This is a genomic window from Streptomyces sp. NPDC001890, assembly GCF_042891445.1.
Lineage (GTDB): Bacteria > Actinomycetota > Actinomycetes > Streptomycetales > Streptomycetaceae > Streptomyces.
In genome coordinates, this window is the sequence record NZ_JBIATE010000003.1 from 412,951 (window position 1) to 426,232 (window position 13,282).

Here is a 13,282-nt window from a genome sequence, read left to right on the forward strand (position 1 = left end):
GCCTACGCTCCGGGAGTCCCCGGCGCGGGAGCGGGCGGCGTACCCGGAACCGGGGTGGGGGCTGTGGGCGGAGCCGGCGGTTCCCCGGGGGCGGTCCATTCGAGCGTCACCTTCCACGTCGACTTGGACGTGGCCTTGCCGAATACGGCGAACAGCTGACCGGTGTCGAAGGAGACGTCGCACCCGAACTCGACCGTCGCCTTCGAGGCCCCGGTCTGCTGGAGCCGCGTGCCCATGGCCCTTGCCACGTTGGTGAGTCCGTCGAGCACCGGCGTGAGAGTTGGGCGGCGCCAGCTGATCTCCTGCTCCTCGCCGAGATCGGGCTGCTTCTTTCCCTCGCCGGGAGCGATCGAGAAGTGTACGGTCTGGCCGTCCACGTCCACCGGGACGAGGGTGATGTCCCCGGATTCCTCAACGCCCGTTTCTTCGTTCACTGTTCAGCCTTTCCCCCCGTCGGATGAGGACCAATCGTAGTGCTGGGACGGGAGAGGCGGGACGCGTCGCATCGCGGGCGGGCCCACCCGCGATGCGACGCGTCAGGTGTCAACGGGTCAGGACTTGACCAGGGTGATCTGGGTGGTGTTGTCGCCGGCGTTCACGGTCGCCGGGTAGTCCCGGTCGTCCGCCGAGCCGAAGCCGCGGAACAGTGCGGTGCCGGGGCGGAAGGTGAACCCGGGCTCCATCGCGGTGGTGGGAATGGTGACGTTCCACGGAACCGGGGCGCCGGGGGTGCAGTCGACCACTCCGCCCTCGTACCTGCCGACCGCCTCGCCGGTCTTCTGGGTCTGGGCGACCAGGCCCGAGATCGCAATGCGGGCCGGCTTGTTGCAGGTGGCGGTGCCGCCGACGGTGACCGCTCCGGTCTTGGTGTCGACCTTGCCCTCGGGGTTCAGGCCGAGCCCGATGGCCAGTTCGGCCGGCGGTTCGGCGGTGCGGGCGTGCACCTCGCCGCGCAGGGGGAGCGTGGAGCCGTTGCAGTACTGCTCGAAGGTGGCGTCGAGCTCACGGACGTAGCCGTAGGGGCCGTAGGAGATGTGGGAGACGGTGAACGAACCGGTGCTGGTGGTGCACCAGCGGTCGTCGGCCCCGAACTCCAGCTTCGGATCCTCCGGTTGGGCGTCGGGCCAGCGGGAGGCCCCGGTGTAGGTGGCGCCATCGGTCAGCTTCTCGCCCTCGGGGGCCTGGAGGTGGAGGGACCAGCGCTTGCCCTCGGGGGTGACGATCGTGACGCCTACGGCGTCCTCGGTGGTGGGCCCCGTGAGGTCGAACATCTCGACCGACCCGGCCGTGAACTCCTGGGACTGACCGTCGGAGACGAACTCCCCCGTCTCGCCGCTGAACGCGAGCGAACCCGAGACCGCTTCGTTGGCCTGTGCGGTGCCGGACAGCGGAGCCGCCGCCACTGCCATGGCCATCGCCGCCGTGAGGACGGCCACCGCGCGGGCCGCCCCGCGTCCGGTCGTGCTGCTCTTCATCAAGGTTCTTCCTCCTGCGGGAGCGTTGCCCGTTCCGGTGAGCCGGAACGGGGATGCACACGCGTCACCGAATGACAGTGCCGGTCAAGCCGGGCGGAGGGGGGCGGCTTCGATCTCCTCGGTGACGCAGGCAGGAAGCTAACAGTGCCCACTGACAGCGCCGGTGCGGATGCGGTCAGCCGATGCAGATGACGAGCAGGCAGAGCTGGTCCGGCGGGGTCGCCGTGGGTGCGGGGCTCTGGGGCGGGGCGTCCGCCGCGGGGGCGGCCGGAGGGGTGGTCGTGCGCGGGGCCGGGGCACTGGTGGCGGGCGCTTCGGCCGTCGCGGGCGTGGTGCGTGGCTCCGGGGCCGATGCCGAGGCGGGGCGGGCCGCGACGACGGGCAGCCGGGTGCGCTTCGGCCCGGCGGTGGACACCGCGACGGTGATCCTCTGCGATGAGCCGCTCGCGGCGGCCGGGTGGGTGCCGGTGCGGGAGGGCTGCTTAGCGCGGGTGCTCGGCCGGGTGGGCGACGAGTCGGTCTCGGTGGCGTCGTCGGTGCCGGTATTGGGGGCGTCGGCCCGGTCCGGGGCGGTGGCGCCCGGCTCGGGTGTCAAGGCGGCCGCCTGCGCGTCGTGGCCGGTGGACGGCCGGGAGGACGGCAGTACGGCGAGGGTGAGACCGCCCCCGACGAGCGCGACGGTCGACGCGAGCACGGCCCGGCGCCGGTGCTTCTTCCAGCGCGCCAGTTGGCGGCGCCGGGCGGCACGGCCCTGAGTGGTGGGCAGCGGGGAAGTGGCCGGGGCGTCCGGGGTGTCGGCGGCGTCCGGAGTGGTCGGCTCGGCGCCCAGGCGGAAAGGGGCGTCGTCGAAGTCGAAGCAGTGCGCCGAGTCCGGATAGGCCCCCTGCTCCGGGAACTCCTGCGCGGGCCGGACCACCCCCGCCGACGCGACGGTCGCCGGGGCCGCGCTGCGGTGGTGATGGCCAGAAGAGGTGGAAGGGGCGGGAAGGGCGATGTCCGGTGCGTACGCGCCGCAGCCGGGGCACACCAGGGCCCCGTTGAGGGTCCGGCGGCACGAGGAGCAGTAGTCCATCCGCGATCCTTCTGTGCCGACCGCGCCATCAGGCACTCCGGCGACCTGTTCGAGTGCGCACTCCTGACCGATCAGGCAACAACGTAACGGCACACACGGGAGGTTGTGCGTGGCCGGTGTGTTGCTCTCGCGAAGATCCCCGCGATCCCCGCGATCCCCGCGATCCCCGCGATCCCCGCGATCCCCGCGATCCCCGCGATCCCCGTGATCTCCGCGAGCTCCGTCGACGCAGGTGTCGGGCCGGACCCCCATCCCAATCCGGCCACAATGAGAGACGAGCTGTCTTGAATGGTGGATGCGGTGTCATGGTTGCACCCTGCATACACATCTGCCGGGGAGGCTGCCGTGCGCCGTTGGATGATGCTCGCTCTCGGGACCGCGGCGCAGACCGTCGCCTGCACCTTCCTCTACGGACTTCCGTACACCTCGCAGACCCTGAGGCGGGACAACGGGCTGACCCTCGGTGAAGTGGGACTGCTGGTCGCCTGCCCCACCTTCGGCCTCCTGCTGACACTCATAGCCTGGGGAGCCCTGGCCGACCGGTTCGGCGAGCGGGTCGTCATCACTTCCGGTCTGGCCATGACCGCCGCACTCCTGTCCCTGGGGGCCACGGTGAACGGCCTGGTCCCCCTGGGGGTGTTCCTGGCACTGGCCGGGGCGGCGAGCGCCTCCGTCTCCGCGGCCAGCGGCCGGCTCGTCGTCGGCTGGTTCTCCGCCCGGGAGCGCGGTCTCGCCATGGGGATACGGCAGACGTCGACCCCGCTGGGCATGGGCATCGCCGCCCTGGTGGTCCCCACGCTCGCCGCGCGCGACGGAATCGAGGGGACCGTGCTGTTCTGCGCGGCGCTGTGCGGTGTCGTCGCCGTGCTCGTCGGCTCGCTGACCACGGACCCGCCCCGCGCCGCGCGGCCGGCGGGAGGGGAACCGGCCGCCAACCCCTACCGCCACTCCGGTCTGTGGCGCATTCACGCCTCCAGCGCGCTGCTGTGCGTACCGCAGTTCGCGACGAACGCCTTCGCGATGGTGTTCCTGATCGACGTACGGGGCTGGAGCGCCGTGCACGCGGGCCAACTGCTGGTGCTGTCCCAGGTGTTGGGGGCCCTCTCGCGAGTGGTGGCGGGACGCTGGTCCGACCGGGTCGGCAGCCGGGTGCGGCCGATGCGGCAGCTGTCGGTGTGCATCGCCGTCGTCATGGGCGCCACCGCGCTGGGGGCGCTGTGGCCCTCGCCGCTGACGGATCTCGCCATGGTCCTCGCCTGCGGCATCACCGCGAGCACCAACGGCCTGGCCTTCACCGCCACCGCCGAACTCGCCGGAAGTGCCTGGTCGGGACGGGCCATGGGCGTCCAGAACACCGGCCAGAACCTTGCCGCGTCGCTCACGCCGCCGCTGCTGGGCGGGCTCATCGCCTCGGCCGGGTACGCGCGGGGCTTCCTGCTGGCCGGAGCGCTGGCCGTCGCGGCCTGTTTCGTGATCCCCGCACTCAACGGCCCGAGGACTCACTCCTGACCGTCGGCACCACCGTCGGCACCACTGTTGGCGCCGCCATCGGCGTACGGGGAGACCGGCCGCTCGAAGAGGGTCTCCAGGACCACCGTGGCCCGCGTCCCGTTGACCCCTTCGATCGCGTGTATCCGGCGCAGGACGTCCTGCAACTGCTCGGTGGTCGCGGTCCTGACCTTCACCAGCACCGATGCGCTGCCGGCGATGACATGGGCCTCGACGATCTCGGGGAGCGCGGCGAAGTGCTCCGCCGAATCGCCCATCCAGGACGTGGAGGCGACCGTCACGTACGCCAGTACGCCGTGCCCCACCGCCGCCGGATCGACCTCGACCGAGGTGCGCCGGATCACGCCGCGCTCCCGCAGTTTCCGGACGCGTTCATGAGTGGCCCCGGCCGAGAGCCCGACGGACTTGCTCAGCGCGGCGTAGGACCGGGTGGCGTCCTGCTGGAGCTGCGCCAGCAGGACGCGATCGATGTGATCCACGACTCTCCATTCCTTGTTCGGCAGACATGCGCTCGAACCATATGACATCTTGCAGTCACTGCTGGATGCCGTAGATTATTCGGCACCTTCTGGGAGGGATGGACATCATGACCAGCGAACGCCCTTTGCTGTACGAGGCCTTCGACGACCGGTTCTTCACCGGGGGGTGCATGAACGGCGATGCGGGGCTTGAGGTCCTGTACACCGGCTGCCGCTGGGCCGAGGGGCCGCTCTACGTACCCGCCTGGCGGCAGCTGGTCTGGAGCGACATCCCCAACGACCGGATGCTGCGCTGGGACGAGGAGACCGGAGCCGTCGCTGTCTTCCGCCGTTCGGCGGGGCACACGAACGGCAACACCCTGGACCGCGAGGGCCGGCTCGTCACCTGCGAGCAGGGCAACCGCCGGGTGACCCGTACCGAGCACGACGGCACGATCACCGTGCTGGCCTCCCGCTGGCAGGGCAAACGCCTCAACAGCCCGAACGACGCGACGGTGAAGTCCGACGGCTCGATCTGGTTCTCCGACCCGGACTTCGGTATCACCAGCGACTACGAGGGCCATCGTGCCGAGAGCGAGATCGGCTCCAACAACGTCTACCGCATCGACCCGTCCAGCGGCGAAGTGCGCCTGGTCGCCGACTGTTTCGGCGCACCGAACGGCCTGGTCTTCTCGGCCGACGAGCAGCGGCTGTTCGTCTCCGACACCAGGGCGGGCGTCATCCGGGTCTTCGAGGTGCGTGAGGACGGCACGCTGTCGGACGGGGAGATCTTCGCCGCGGCCAAGGCCCGTCCGGCGGCCCGCTTCGACAACCTCCGCTTCGACGACGACGGACGGCTCTGGGCCGCCGCGCTGAACGACGGAGTGCACTGCTACGACCCGGACGGCACCCTGATCGGGCGGCTGAACATCCCCGAGGCGGTGGCCAACATCTCCTGGGGCGGCGCCAAGCGCAACCGTCTCTTCATCACTGCTGAGACCAGCCTCTATTCGGTGGTCATGAGCGTCACCGGCACCCACCCGACGGGCCCGGGTCAGCGGCCCTGACCGGCCTTTGCCGGGGTCGGCGGCCCTGACCGGCCTTTGCCCGGGTCAGTGGCCCTGACCGCCCTTTGCCGGGGGCGGCGCCGGCAGGGTGAAGATGCGGTCCAGGTGGTGGCGCAGCACCTCGGCGGCCGATTCCGGTGGCCGCTGGCCCACCAGGACGCTGGTGCCCATGCCGGCCGCCATGGCGAGCAGGCTGATGGCCTCCGTGCGGGCGTCCACCCCGGGATCGGCGAGACCGGCCTCCTGCGCCTGCCGCAACAGGCCGGCCAGGGCGTCCTCGGCGGCGTCCGGGTTCTCGATGAACGGCTGGGCAGCCAACGCCTCGTCGGTCACGGACAGGATCGCGTACGAGCTGTAGAGGAGGTGGAAGGTCCGGCTCTCCTCGTCGGTCGGGAGGGAGGTCAGCAGCAGCGCCTCGGCGGTCGCGCGCGGGCCCGGGGCCGTACCGCCGGCCCGCAGGCGGGCACCCACCCGCGCGGTGAACCGGTCGGTCAGATGCTGGAGCCCGTAGAGCAGCAGCTTCTCCTTGGTCCCGAAGTAGTACTGCACGAGCCGCAGCGACACACCGGCCTCGGCCGCCACGTCCCGCATGCCGACCGCGTGCAGCCCGCGCCGCCCGGCGACCCGGACGAGCGCCTCGGCGATCTGGCCCCGCCGTTCCTCGTGGTCCACGCGTTTCGGCATGCTCTCGTGTCTCCGCCCGTCGGTCGCGCCTGCCCGGTCCGGCTGCCCGGACGCCTTCATGGTACCGCCGTACCAACGTAGTGGTACGGTCGTATTACCAAGCACGAAGGACGAGATCCGCACCGGAGGTGCCGCCGTGCCCGAGAACACGACCCGCGTACGCCGTGACATCGGCCGATACGTCAACGACACCCTGCGCGACCGGTACTTCGCCGCCTGCGACGCCGTCTACGCGCTCGGCGCCCCGGCCCGTTCCGAGACGGACGTCGAGACCGCCTTCGGCACGACCCACGTCTACCGCTACGGCCCCACCGACCCGGCCGCCGAGTCCCGCACCCCGGTCGTCCTGATCCACGGCTCCGGCGGCTGTTCCGCGCAGTGGTACCCCAACACCCGTGCGCTCGCCGCCGAGCGCCCCGTCTACGCCCTGGACACCCCCGGCGACCCCGGCCGCAGCGTGCACCGGGAACCCATGTGGCAGCCCGAGCGCGCCGCCCAGTGGATGGACGAGGCCCTGGACGCGCTGGGCCTGGACCGGGTCCACCTCGTCGGCTCCTCCTACGGAGGGTGGCTCGTCATCAACCAGGCGCATCTGCGCCCCGGACGGCTCGCCTCGGTCACCGCCCTCGACCCGGGCGGCCTGGAGAAGGTCGGCCTGCGCTTCTTCGTCTGGATCTTCGCCAGCCTCTTCGCCACCTCCGCCCCCAAGGCGCTGCGCCCCCGTCTGGCGGCCTGGCTGGAACAACCGGTCCTGATCGTCCCGGAGTTGCGCACGATGATCCGCTCGGGCGTAAGGGCCTTCCGCATCCGCCGCCCCGCGCCCCTACCCCTGTCCGACGACCAACTGGCCACGATCCGCACCCCGTTCCACCTGATCATGGGCAAGCGCAGCCTCCTGGTGCACCCGCAACGGCAACTGGAACGCGTACCGCGCCTGATCCCCGGAGCCCGGGCCGAGATCATCGCCGCGACCGGCCACGGCCCGCAGATCGACCACCCCGACCTGATCAACGCCCGGATGCTGGACTTCATGAAGGACACGGACGCCGCCACGCCACCCACGAGCCACGCCGGTACCGCGGACATCTGACAGTTTGAGCATTCGTACTCATGTGCGGCGCCCGGCCCGACCGGCATGTTGGTCGGCAAGCGGCCGACAGGCCGTCTCCCACGGACGGAGCACTGATGGGCACGGAGCACGGCAGGCCATCGGCCGGTCGGCAGATCGCGGCCGGCGCGGCACTGTTCCTCATGGACCTGGCAGTCATCGCCTGGCTGGTGTTCAGCTACGGAATGACCGGCTGGGCCGACGCCTACGACAGCGGCAACCCGCCCGACGCGCCCGGGGAGGCGCTGCGGGGAATGTGGATCCTGTTCGGCGGCGCGGTCGTCACGGGCGGCGGTCTCCTTCTCCTGCGCCGGCGGATCACCGGCATCGTGCAGCTGGTCGTCCTGGGAGCGGGAGGCGGGTTCCTCGCCTACTGCGCCACCGTCAGCGGGTGACAGTGCGCGATCACGCGGTCTCCAGGACGACGGCGGGGAGCGGGGCTTCCAGGATCCGCGTGCGGGGCAGCGTGAGGGCGAAGTGCGCTTCGAGGACACCGAGGGCGATGCGGTGCGCGTCGCGCCTCGGCAGGTCCTCGTCGGGCAGGCCGGCCGCGTTCAGCAGCCGCTCCAGGGGCGCCGCCGTTTCGGGGTCCCCGGCCACGCCGTCGTAGCCCCATGAGCGGTCGAGGTGGAGGTTGAAGGCGCACATGACGCGCTCGTCGTGGAGGTAGCTGAAATGCGGCGGCACCGGCTTGCCGTTCTCCTCCTCGAACTCCAGGTGGAAGACGTGTGCGCCGCCCCGGGAGACCGGCCGCAGATCGTCGATCTCGCCCTGCCAGCCGCCGTACATGACCGCGTACGCCCATCCGCCGTGCTCCTCGTGGCGCAGCGCGATCTCCTCGCAGAGGTCTCCGTACTCTTCCTCCAGCAGCTCGACCAGTTCCGTGCCCGTGAGCTCCCCCACCGGGTACACGGTGCGCGCCGGCCCGAGGACGGTCGTCGCGAATCGGGCCACGAGCTCCTCGGAACCCAGCCCCCGGGCCAGCAGCACGCTGTAGCCCCCGAAGGTGATCGATCGGGGGGCGGCGAGCCAGGCTGTTCCATCGGTCATGGCGGTCATCATGACGCACCTCTTGCCCCGCACCCTGCGGAGCGACCGCGGGAAAGCCGCGGGAATCCGCGTGGAACCACGTAGAAGTACGGGGTCCGCGCCCGGAACCGGATGTACGACTACATGGTCGGCGCTCGCAGAGGGGAGCGGGCGCCGGCCCTTTTTTCTGCGACAGCTCCGGCGATCTGCGGGGAACGCGCGTGAAGCCGCGGCCGGGCGCAACGGGAATCCGATGAAGTGCGCGGCGGTATCCCGAACTTCCTGCCACCACCCTGACCCGGCCTGTCGGCTTCGTGTTCGAACCCGGACGGTAATCTTTTCGACCCGATCGGAAGGTGGCGAACGAACCCGCCCTTACGCCTGACCAAAATATAGAAAATCGGCCGAAAATTGAGAAACATAACATCGCGGTCTTATCCGCGAATAAATTACAGAACCGCGCTCTCCGTCTGGCGTCGACCACGGGCACGACTCTGGGCCGTGGCAGGCGTCGTGACCCTGGGTTTCCTCATCGCGCTGGAGATCGCCGCTCATCACTACGGCCTGCCGGGGCCGCTCGCCAGCCAGGCGAAGGAGGTGGTGGTCGCCCCCAAGTCAGGCCCGCTGCTGTACGCCGGCATGGCGTTGATGATGCTGGTGCTCACCTGGCGGGAACGGTTCATCGCGCTCGGAGCCGCGGTCGGTATCGATGTCGCCTTCTGGGTGGTCCGGTGGCTGGCGGATGCCGAGGTGACCGAAGGCCACCCCTTCGGAAACGGTGCGCTGTGGGTGATCCTGGGCTGTGCGGTCATCGCCGTCACCCGCCGTACCGGCTCGGAACGTTTCCTGCTGCTGAAGGGCGTCGGGCTGGGCCTGCTGCTGGTGGCCGGCCGCAAGACCGGTGACACCTGGCTGCTCATCACCTCCAAGACCCGCCCGGAAGTGCTCGACCAGTACGTGGCGACCGCCGATCACGCGCTGGGCAACCCGTCGTGGCTGGTGGGCCGGCTCGTCACGGCCACCGGCCCGATCGGCTTCAACTTCCTCGACATCGTCTACGGCCAGCTCGCGGTGGCCGCGGTCCTGGTCGCCCTGTACCAACTCCGCAACGTGGCGAACGAGCGCCGCTTCCCGGGCCACCACCTGGTGCGCACCTTCCTGGTGATCGGCCTCCTCGGGCCCGCCTTCTACATGATCTTCCCGGTCGTCGGACCGCTCTACGCCTACGGCACCGGCACCGAGCACTGGACATCCGTCAGCCTGTGGTGGTCGCAATCGCCGCCCACCGGGCAATGGGCGGTGGCCAACCTGTGGCCGGAGACGCTGCCGCCGGTCAGCACCCCGCACCACATGCCGTTCGACGGCATCACCCCACGGAACTGCATGCCCAGCCTGCACACGGCATGGGCCACCGCGATCTTCATCCATTCCCGGAAGGGCCCACGGTTCCTGCGGTACGCGGGAACCTTCTGGCTCATAGCCACGCTGACCGCAACGCTGGGATTCGGCTACCACTACGGCGCGGACCTCCTCGCCGGCGTGGTGTTCACGCTCACCATCGAGGCGGCCCTGCGCACCTACGACCGCGGCTGGGACCGATCGGGGATCCGGGTGGTCGTCTACGGTGCGGCCGTATTCGCCGCGCTCCTGGTGTCCTACCGCTATCTGCCGCTGGAGATGGCGAAGTACCCGTGGCTGGCCGGACCGCTTCTCGTACTGGCGATGGTCTCGGTGATCTACGTGTACGCAAGAACCGTCGCACGGTGGGAACCGAGGACCGCACCGACGCGGCAACCGGAATCGCAACCCGAACCGGCCTGAGCCGACTTGAGTCGACTTGAGCCGGCTGGAACCGGCTTGAGCCGGCTGGAGCCGGCTGGAACCGTATGAGCACTGCCCGAGCGGGGCCGGGACACCAGTACGCAGCGAAAGCCCCGCACCCGGCCCCGACCTCGGACCCCCGCCCCCGGCCCCCGAGCCCTGCCCGAACCCGGCGGCGGTGGTAGGCCACCGTCACCACCGCGAGCAGCGGCTCCCAGGCCCGCAGCGGCAGATAGCAGTCGGGGCGGGGGAATTGCTGTGCGTCTCATCTACGAGCCGGACCTCGACCCGCCCTTCGTCGTCTTCAGCTCGATGCCCGAGTGAGAAGGACCCGGATGAACAGCGAGATCGAGCCCGCCCGGCAGAGCGGTCCGCAGCCGGGTCCCGATGCCGGTACATGGGCGATGGCGGTGGAGATGTACCGCAACCGGTATTCCTTCATCGCGGTCGGCCCACGCGCTCACGAGGACTGGCTGTCCGACGTGGCCGCGGTGATGCGCCGCGAGGTCGCCGATCCCCGCGACTGGCGCGGCAGGGATCCCGAGCAGGGTGACGAGGAGCTGGAGGAGGACCCCGCCTTTCCGTTCCGGGTTCCGCCGACGGACGAGCCCGGGGCCGCGCAGTGGCGCAGCCGGCTGTTCGAGATTCCGCGTTCCGCCGTCGTACGGCTGCTCGTGATGCTGGCGACGGATGCCATGGACGTGTCACGGCAGTACGGCTTCGCCGACCGCAGGCCGGGCATGGAGGAACACGCGCGGGTGATCCTGTCGCGCTTCTCGGAGGGCTCGCGGTTCTTCACGAACACCCGCCAGGGTGGTGACCACCCCGACTTCTACGAACGGGTCACCGGCTGCTGGCCGATGACCCGGTACGCCTGGGACTTCGGCCTCCTCGCGGTGTCCCACGAGGAAGTCGGTCTCATCTGGTCGTTCGACGCGAGCTGAAGCGGAAAGACATGACCGTACGGACCCGCTCGGCCACCTGCCCCGACCGAGAGACCGCGCAGTGGGCCACCCAGCAGGTGGTGACCGGCAACGAGCAGAAGATCCGCCGCCGGCTCGCCCTGGGCACCCGCGCCCGCCTCGCCATCGAGGCCGCCCGGCCCTCCCGGGTGGCGCCCGTGGGCCGCGTACTGCTGCAGGCGATGTGCGCGCGGTCGAGGCCGGACGCAGAGGCACGCCCCTTCGAGCGGTGTGCACGAGCTGGGGCCGCCCGGTCCGACGTGTGATCCAGTACACATCGGCGGGAGCGATGACTCCGCTTCTTGCCGTCGGTCATATGAGCGACAACATCGAAGCAAGGAAGGCCCCGCCATGACCGACATGCTCACCGCGCCCCGCCACGTTCTTCCCGCCGCGTCCGTGCCGCGATCCGCTGCGCGGTGGACCGTGGCCGGCGGCGTGGTGGCCGGTCCGCTGTTCCTGGTGGCCGGACTCGCCCAGGGGCTCATCCGTGATGGCTTCGACTTCACGCGGAACGCGATCAGCCAGCTCTCCCTCGGCGAGGCGGGCTGGATCCAGACGGTGAGCTTTCTGCTCACCGGTGCGCTGTTGCTCGCCGGAGCGACCGGCCTGCGGCGGGCGCTGCGCGGTGGCCCCGGCGGGACGTGGGGCCCGGCTCTGATCGGTGTCTTCGGCGTCTCCTTCTGGGTCGCGGCGGCCTTCCCGGCCGACGCCGGGGCGGGCTTTCCTGTCGGGGCGCCCGAGGAGACCGTGATGAGCGGGCACGGCGCCGTCCACATGTTCGGCGGAATGATCGGTTATCTCGCCCTGTGCGCCGCGTTCGTCGTCCTGGCCCGTCCGCTTGCCGCCCGGGGTCTCCGCCGCTGGGCCCTCGCGTCCCGCGTCGTCCCCGTGGCCGTCCTCGCCGGTTTCATGACCTCGGCCGCCTCGGTCCTGGCGTTCACCGCCGGCGCGGGCCTCGGCCTGCTGTGGCTGAGCGTGGTGACGGCCCGCCTGGCCGACGCCCCGGCCGACCGCTAGCCGACCGCCGTTCTCCTCGGCCTCATCGTCACCACCGAGATCATCACAACGCGGAACGGAGCCTTCCTGACCGCTGTTCACCGCCCCCAGCGGCACGTGGTGGAACGTGGTGGCACGTGCCGGGCCCTGGTCTGGGGCCCTCTACCCGGCCATGTCCCCCTCAGGGTGCCCCGGAGTCAGGAGGCGCCGCAGCGTCGTCGGTGTGTGACCGAGGTAGTGGCGCATGGTCCGGGTGAGGTGGGCCTGGTCGGAGAAGCCCAGGTCTGTGGCGAGGGCGGCGAGGCTTTCCTCGCCCGCGTCCAGACGGTCGAGGGCGCGGCCGACACGGACCCGGTTGCGGTAGCGGGTCAAGGAGACTCCCAGCACGCGGGTGAAGGCGCGGCTCAGACGGTAGGGCGAGACCCCGAGGAACTCCGCGAGCGGCAGCAGGCCCTCGGAGGCGGGGTGGGCCTCGCCGATCGCCTGCCGGGCCGCAGCGACGAGTGTCCCCTCGTCGCGGCCGGGGCGCACGCCGACCGGTACGGCTCCGTCGACGGCCTGTCCGACGGTGGCCGAGAGCAGCCCGAGGAGTTCCTCGGTCACCGCGTGGTCCACGTCGCCGGTACGGGCGGACGCGAGGACGCGGCGGTGGGCCAGGTCGAGGCGGGCGTCCACGTACACGCTCTGCCGGGCCGGGCGGGCGTCCTCACCCGCCACGGCCCGCCACAGCGTGGGCGTCAGGCTGATCGAGGTGCACTCGTCGCCCCCGGCGGCCGGGTGCGCGAAACGCTCCTCCTCGCCCGGTACACCGAGATAGGCCGTCGTCGGGTCGACCTCGGCCGGGGCGCCGGCCACCTGCCTGCGGAACCGGCCGCGCTGCACGAGCACCACCCGGTAGTCCTCGCGCACCTCCGTCTGCGACCAGCGGGTGTGATCGTCCCGGCAACTCACCGCGGTGATGCGGAAGTCGGGCCGGGCGGCGAGGACGGTGGCGGTGAGCACTCCTCGACGCTACGCCGGGGGTCCGACATCGGCCCCGCCGCAAGGATGTTCAAGACCGGGACGGGACGTGGAGAGCAGGCTGAGCGGCGTCGCACA

At 70.9% G+C, this 13,282-nt stretch carries 15 protein-coding genes; 8 read left to right on the top strand and 7 right to left on the bottom strand.

The genetic code is table 11. The annotated features are described in order from the left end of the window. Positions 1–2 precede the first annotated feature (2 nt). The 3 genes from ACFYY1_RS13215 to ACFYY1_RS13225 all read right to left on the bottom strand — a co-directional run bounded on the left by ACFYY1_RS13215 (position 3) and on the right by ACFYY1_RS13225 (position 2,547). Positions 3–434 (bottom strand): CU044_2847 family protein, encoded by a 432-nt coding sequence (locus ACFYY1_RS13215; protein WP_388584139.1) that lies wholly within the window; start codon positions 432–434, stop codon positions 3–5. Positions 435–551: 117 nt separating this feature from the next. After that, positions 552–1,475: a hypothetical protein gene (locus ACFYY1_RS13220; RefSeq protein ID WP_388584141.1), complete on the bottom strand. Its 924-nt coding sequence runs from the start codon at positions 1,473–1,475 to the stop codon at positions 552–554. A 175-nt stretch (positions 1,476–1,650) separates the two neighbouring features. Further along, positions 1,651–2,547 (bottom strand): hypothetical protein, encoded by an 897-nt coding sequence (locus ACFYY1_RS13225; protein ID WP_388584144.1) that lies wholly within the window; start codon positions 2,545–2,547, stop codon positions 1,651–1,653. Positions 2,548–2,892: 345 nt separating this feature from the next. Here ACFYY1_RS13225 and ACFYY1_RS13230 point away from each other — a divergent pair, with 345 nt between their 5' ends. Continuing rightward, positions 2,893–4,056, top strand: coding sequence for an MFS transporter (locus tag ACFYY1_RS13230; protein WP_388584146.1), 1,164 nt, complete (start codon positions 2,893–2,895; stop codon positions 4,054–4,056). Here ACFYY1_RS13230 and ACFYY1_RS13235 read toward each other — a convergent pair. Next, positions 4,047–4,535 carry an Lrp/AsnC family transcriptional regulator gene (locus ACFYY1_RS13235; RefSeq protein WP_388584147.1) on the bottom strand — a complete coding sequence of 163 codons (489 nt, stop codon included), beginning with the start codon at positions 4,533–4,535 and terminating at the stop codon, positions 4,047–4,049. The two genes, ACFYY1_RS13230 and ACFYY1_RS13235, sit on opposite strands and share 10 nt — an antisense overlap. Before the next feature lie 107 nt (positions 4,536–4,642). Here ACFYY1_RS13235 and ACFYY1_RS13240 point away from each other — a divergent pair, with 107 nt between their 5' ends. Then, positions 4,643–5,581 (top strand): SMP-30/gluconolactonase/LRE family protein, encoded by a 939-nt coding sequence (locus tag ACFYY1_RS13240; protein WP_388584149.1) that lies wholly within the window; start codon positions 4,643–4,645, stop codon positions 5,579–5,581. Between the two features lie 45 nt (positions 5,582–5,626). Here the strand turns inward: ACFYY1_RS13240 and ACFYY1_RS13245 are convergent, their stop codons facing one another. Then, complete coding sequence (locus ACFYY1_RS13245; protein WP_388584152.1) at positions 5,627–6,265, bottom strand: TetR/AcrR family transcriptional regulator; 639 nt, start codon at positions 6,263–6,265, stop codon at positions 5,627–5,629. Between the two features lie 136 nt (positions 6,266–6,401). Between ACFYY1_RS13245 and ACFYY1_RS13250 the strand changes: the two genes are divergently transcribed. Both ACFYY1_RS13250 and ACFYY1_RS13255 read left to right on the top strand, forming a co-directional pair. Next, positions 6,402–7,355 carry an alpha/beta fold hydrolase gene (locus tag ACFYY1_RS13250; RefSeq protein WP_388584155.1) on the top strand — a complete coding sequence of 318 codons (954 nt, stop codon included), beginning with the start codon at positions 6,402–6,404 and terminating at the stop codon, positions 7,353–7,355. 95 nt (positions 7,356–7,450) lie between these two features. Further along, positions 7,451–7,768 (top strand): DUF6234 family protein, encoded by a 318-nt coding sequence (locus ACFYY1_RS13255; protein WP_388584156.1) that lies wholly within the window; start codon positions 7,451–7,453, stop codon positions 7,766–7,768. A 10-nt stretch (positions 7,769–7,778) separates the two neighbouring features. On the opposite strand, the gene ACFYY1_RS13260 is transcribed toward ACFYY1_RS13255, so the two are convergent. After that, positions 7,779–8,423, bottom strand: coding sequence for a hypothetical protein (locus ACFYY1_RS13260; protein WP_388584157.1), 645 nt, complete (start codon positions 8,421–8,423; stop codon positions 7,779–7,781). 480 nt (positions 8,424–8,903) lie between these two features. Between ACFYY1_RS13260 and ACFYY1_RS13265 the strand changes: the two genes are divergently transcribed. The 4 genes from ACFYY1_RS13265 to ACFYY1_RS13280 all read left to right on the top strand — a co-directional run bounded on the left by ACFYY1_RS13265 (position 8,904) and on the right by ACFYY1_RS13280 (position 12,205). Next, positions 8,904–10,223, top strand: a complete 1,320-nt coding sequence (locus ACFYY1_RS13265; RefSeq protein ID WP_388584160.1) for a phosphatase PAP2 family protein — start codon at positions 8,904–8,906, stop codon at positions 10,221–10,223. A 335-nt stretch (positions 10,224–10,558) separates the two neighbouring features. Next, positions 10,559–11,167 (top strand): hypothetical protein, encoded by a 609-nt coding sequence (locus ACFYY1_RS13270; RefSeq protein ID WP_388584162.1) that lies wholly within the window; start codon positions 10,559–10,561, stop codon positions 11,165–11,167. Positions 11,168–11,178: 11 nt separating this feature from the next. Further along, the gene (locus tag ACFYY1_RS13275) at positions 11,179–11,451 is read left to right on the top strand and encodes a hypothetical protein (RefSeq protein WP_388584163.1); all 273 of its coding nucleotides are present in this window, start codon (positions 11,179–11,181) and stop codon (positions 11,449–11,451) included. A gap of 85 nt (positions 11,452–11,536) precedes the next feature. Further along, complete coding sequence (locus tag ACFYY1_RS13280; protein ID WP_388584165.1) at positions 11,537–12,205, top strand: DUF998 domain-containing protein; 669 nt, start codon at positions 11,537–11,539, stop codon at positions 12,203–12,205. A gap of 141 nt (positions 12,206–12,346) precedes the next feature. On the opposite strand, the gene ACFYY1_RS13285 is transcribed toward ACFYY1_RS13280, so the two are convergent. Next, positions 12,347–13,186, bottom strand: a complete 840-nt coding sequence (locus ACFYY1_RS13285; RefSeq protein WP_388584167.1) for a helix-turn-helix domain-containing protein — start codon at positions 13,184–13,186, stop codon at positions 12,347–12,349. Positions 13,187–13,282 lie beyond the last annotated feature (96 nt).

Coding starts and splice junctions, on each gene's coding strand:
- ACFYY1_RS13220 (WP_388584141.1), bottom strand. CDS start 1,475: ATGAAGAGCAGCACGACCGGACGCGGGGCGGCCCGCGCGGTGGCCGTC.
- ACFYY1_RS13225 (WP_388584144.1), bottom strand. CDS start 2,547: ATGGACTACTGCTCCTCGTGCCGCCGGACCCTCAACGGGGCCCTGGTG.
- ACFYY1_RS13240 (WP_388584149.1), top strand. CDS start 4,643: ATGACCAGCGAACGCCCTTTGCTGTACGAGGCCTTCGACGACCGGTTC.
- ACFYY1_RS13245 (WP_388584152.1), bottom strand. CDS start 6,265: ATGCCGAAACGCGTGGACCACGAGGAACGGCGGGGCCAGATCGCCGAG.
- ACFYY1_RS13255 (WP_388584156.1), top strand. CDS start 7,451: ATGGGCACGGAGCACGGCAGGCCATCGGCCGGTCGGCAGATCGCGGCC.
- ACFYY1_RS13260 (WP_388584157.1), bottom strand. CDS start 8,423: ATGACCGATGGAACAGCCTGGCTCGCCGCCCCCCGATCGATCACCTTC.
- ACFYY1_RS13270 (WP_388584162.1), top strand. CDS start 10,559: ATGAACAGCGAGATCGAGCCCGCCCGGCAGAGCGGTCCGCAGCCGGGT.
- ACFYY1_RS13275 (WP_388584163.1), top strand. CDS start 11,179: ATGACCGTACGGACCCGCTCGGCCACCTGCCCCGACCGAGAGACCGCG.
- ACFYY1_RS13280 (WP_388584165.1), top strand. CDS start 11,537: ATGACCGACATGCTCACCGCGCCCCGCCACGTTCTTCCCGCCGCGTCC.